The 3657-nt window shown below is 73.0% G+C and carries 3 protein-coding genes; 2 read left to right on the plus strand and 1 reads right to left on the minus strand.

Annotated elements, in window-relative coordinates; all coding sequences use genetic code 11:
* Positions 1–1014, plus strand: a 1014-nt coding sequence (gene mptB / locus G6017_RS12000) for a polyprenol phosphomannose-dependent alpha 1,6 mannosyltransferase MptB (RefSeq protein ID WP_182617557.1), incomplete at its 5' end; no start/stop codon positions are given.
* Here the strand turns inward: mptB and G6017_RS12005 are convergent.
* Entirely contained in the window at positions 983–1351 is a 369-nt protein-coding gene (locus G6017_RS12005; RefSeq protein WP_179525049.1) for an Rv2175c family DNA-binding protein, read from the minus strand. The genes mptB and G6017_RS12005 overlap by 32 nt on opposite strands.
* A 114-nt stretch (positions 1352–1465) precedes the next feature.
* Here G6017_RS12005 and pknB point away from each other — a divergent pair, with 114 nt between their 5' ends.
* Positions 1466–3649, plus strand: a complete 2184-nt coding sequence (pknB, locus tag G6017_RS12010) for a Stk1 family PASTA domain-containing Ser/Thr kinase (RefSeq protein ID WP_241731508.1) — start codon at positions 1466–1468, stop codon at positions 3647–3649.
* Positions 3650–3657: the final 8 nt, after the last annotated feature.

Raw genomic sequence — 3657 nt, forward strand, 5'->3', positions numbered from 1 at the left:
TCCGCCACTCCCTACGGCCCGCTCCACCTGCTCCTCATGAGGATCGTGGTGGCCGTGTCCGGCGGGCACCCCGCGGTGGGGATCGTCGTCCTGCGCGTGGCGGTGTTGGTGGCACTGGCCGCACTGACCGTGGTGCTGGTGACGGCGGCCCGCCGGACCGGGGTGGACGCGGGGGCCGCGGTCTGGCTGGCGTGCGCGTCGCCGCTGTCGGTGATCCATCTGGCGGGCGGGCTGCACAACGAGATCTTCCCGCTCGTCGCCTGCCTCGGGGCGGTCGTCCTGGCCCTCGACGGTCGCCGGGCGTGGGCGGGCGCGGCGATCGGGATCGCGGTGGCGTTCAAGGCCACCGCGGTGATCGTCGCCCCGTTCCTGCTGTGGATCGCGCTGACCCGGCGGCGCGAGGACCCCTCGGTCACCAGACCGGTGGTCCGGGCCCTCGGGGACACGGCACTGGCCGCCGCCATCGCGGTGGCCGTCCTCGGGCTGGCCACCGTCGCCTCCGGTACCGGGATCGGGTGGTTCGACGCGATCGCCGTGTCCGACAGGGTGATCAACTACCTCAGCGCACCGACCGCGGCAGCGCACCTGTTCCACGCGGTCACCGACTCACCCGGGTTCGAGGACGTGCTCGCGGTGTCCCGGCAGGTCGGGCGGGTGGTCCTCGCCGTGGTCCTGGTGGCCGTGTGGTGGCGTCATCGCCGGGACCGGATGACGGCGCTCCGCGGCATCATGCTGGCGTTGCTGGCCTTCGTCGTGCTCAACTCGCTGGCCTGGCCCTGGTACTACGTCTGGGTGGCCGCGTTCTGGATGCTGGCGAGGCCGGGGCCCCGGGCCACCACGGCAGCGGTCGGGATGACCGTGTTCCTGGTGATGGCGATAGGGCCGAACGGATCGACCAGCCTCTACAGCCCCGTGCTCTCCGGGATCGCGGTGCTCGCCTCACTGGCGGTGGCCTGGTGGTGGTGGCGGGCCACCGGAAGGGTCAGAACGCCATCGCCTGAGCGCGCCGGATGACCTCCCGCGCGCGATGACCGTGGAGCGCGTCCGCGGGGCGACCCGGCAGGCTGTCGTCCTCCGTGAAGAGCCACCGCAGGATCTCCTCGTCGCGGTAACCCCCGTCACGGAGAACCGAGACGAGTCCGGGCAGGAAACGCGCCACCTCGTCGTCGTCGTCCAGGAACACCGCGGGGACCACCACCACCCCGGCACGTCGGACGGCGATCAACCCCCCCTCACGGAGGAGGTCGTGCACACGGGTGACCGGGATGCCCAGTCGCCGCGACACCTCGGGCAGATTGATCGTCTCGACGTCCCCGGGCAGGACGTCATCGCAGTGCGGAACGGTACTCACGGCCACCACGTTAGTCCCAGCGGGGCCCGGCGGTCACCACCGCGGGGCGCACGGCACGGTTGCATACCGAGATCGGGACGCCGACGGGCAGAGCCGACGGGCAGAATGGACTCCATGACCACTCACGACGGGCAGCTACCAGGGCCGGGCACCGTGCTCGACGGGCGCTACCGGCTCGACGCCGTGATCGCACGCGGCGGGATGTCGATCGTGCACCTCGCCACCGACGAGCGGTTGGACCGCCACGTCGCCGTCAAGCTGTTGGACCCCGCCCTCGCCGGCGATCGCGCCTTCGTCGACCGGTTCACCCTCGAGGCGCGCTCGGTCGCGCGGCTCTCCGACCCCGGCATCGTCCAGGTCTTCGACCAGGGGGTCGAGGGGGACACAGCCTTCCTCGTGATGGAGTTGGTCCCGGGCGGCACGCTGCGCGAACTACTGGACGAGCGCGGACCCATGCCCCCGTACGCCGCCGCCGCCGTGCTCCGCCCCCTCCTCGGCGCACTCCGCGAGGCCCACGAGGCCGGGCTGGTCCACCGCGACATCAAGCCAGAGAACGTCCTCATCTCCACCACCGGGGCGGTCAAACTCGCCGACTTCGGTCTCGTCCGTGCGGTGGCCGAGTCGAGGGCGACCTCGCGGAGCGTGGTGATGGGCACCGCCGCCTACCTCTCCCCCGAGCAGATCTCCGGCGCCGACACCGACGGGCGCTCCGACCTGTACTCCCTGGGGGTGCTCGCCTACGAGATGCTCACCGGCGAGCCCCCGTTCAACGGGGACAACTCGATCGCCGTGGCCTACCGGCGCCTGGACACCGACGTCCCGGCGCCCTCCGACCAGTCCGATTCCGTGGCGGAGGACCTCGACCACCTGATCCTCCGGGCGACCCGACGCAGCCGCGAGGACCGCTACCAGGATGCCGGGGAGATGCTCGACGACCTGGACCGGGCGGCCGAGATCGGACGCTTCCCCACCTATGTCGTCCCGGCGCCCCACCAGTCGTCCTGGTCCCGGGCCCGCGCCGCCGCGGCGCGATCGGCGCCCGGCGGTGCCACGGAGTTCGACGCCGCCGATCGCGAGAGCGGCGAGGCGCTCGGCCACGGTGACGGCCCCGTCCCCACACGGATGCACACGAGGGTGGGACTCGACGCGGTCCCGCCGCCCCCCGTCGCCGAGGAGTCCTACGCCCGAGGGGAGGTGGAACCGGTCTCGGACCGGGCGCCCGTCCGCCCTCGACGCAGGCTCGGTCTGCTGTGGCTGGTGGTCGTGCTGGCGGTCGCCATCGCCCTGGCCGTCGCCGGATGGTGGCTCGGGTCCGGCCGTTTCGTCACCGTCCCCGCGGTCCAGGGCATGTCGGTGGGCCAGGCGACCGAGGCCGTGAACGAGGTGGGGTTGTCCGCCTCCACCCGCGACGCGTTCAGTAACGACGTCCCCCGGGCGGGACTGGTCGGGACCTACCCCGAGGCCGGGGCCCGGGTGCCCCGGGGCGAGACGGTCGCGGTCCTGGTCTCCGTGGGCCGCCCGGTCGTGCCCGAGGTGGGTGCCGGACGCGACGTCGACACCGTCTCCGCACTCCTGCGGGAGAACTCGCTCGAACCGGTCCGTGGCGGGACCGAGCACTCCGACTCGGTCCCGGTCGGTCAGGTGGTGGCCCTGGAACCGCGGCCCGGGACGACCGTCGACGTGGGGACCAGGGTGTCGATGGTGACGAGTTCGGGGCCCGCGCCGGTGAGGGTCCCCGATGTGGCGGGCCTCGAGGAGGAGCAGGCACGGGCCGCGCTGGAGGGATCCGGGCTCACCGTCTCGCAGGTCAGACGGGTCTACGACGACGATGTGGACGGCGGGCTGGCCGTGGGCACCGACCCGGACACCGGATCGGACGTCGCCCGGGGAGACGGGGTGACGCTGCTGGTCTCCAACGCCCTCACCGTCCCCGACATCAGGGACGTGCCGCTGGACGAGGCGACGGACGTGCTCAGCAGGGCCGGGTTCACCATCGTCCGCGAGGCACCCGTGACCGACCGCCGGATCTCCGATGGCCGGGTGGTCAGCACCGACCCGCCCGCCGGCCGGCGACTCGACCCCGCGAACGCCGTGCTGCGGGTCGTCCCGTCGAACGCGGTGACCGTCCCCGTGGTCCTGGGGGCCCGGGCCTCGGACGCCCAGCAGACTCTCCGGGACGCGGGGCTCAACCCCACCATCGACACGGGTTCACCGGGCGGGATCGTCTACGGCCAGAACCCCCTGCCCGGGCGGGTCGTGGCACGGGGCAGCGGGGTCGAGATCGACGCACTGGGCTGACGTCGACC

The sequence above is a fragment of the Dietzia sp. B44 genome (genome assembly GCF_014145245.1).
Lineage (GTDB): Bacteria > Actinomycetota > Actinomycetes > Mycobacteriales > Mycobacteriaceae > Dietzia > Dietzia natronolimnaea.

Excerpts from the sequence above, each read along its gene's own strand:
- pknB (WP_241731508.1), top strand. The coding sequence starts at position 1,466 with ATGACCACTCACGACGGGCAGCTACCAGGGCCGGGCACCGTGCTCGAC.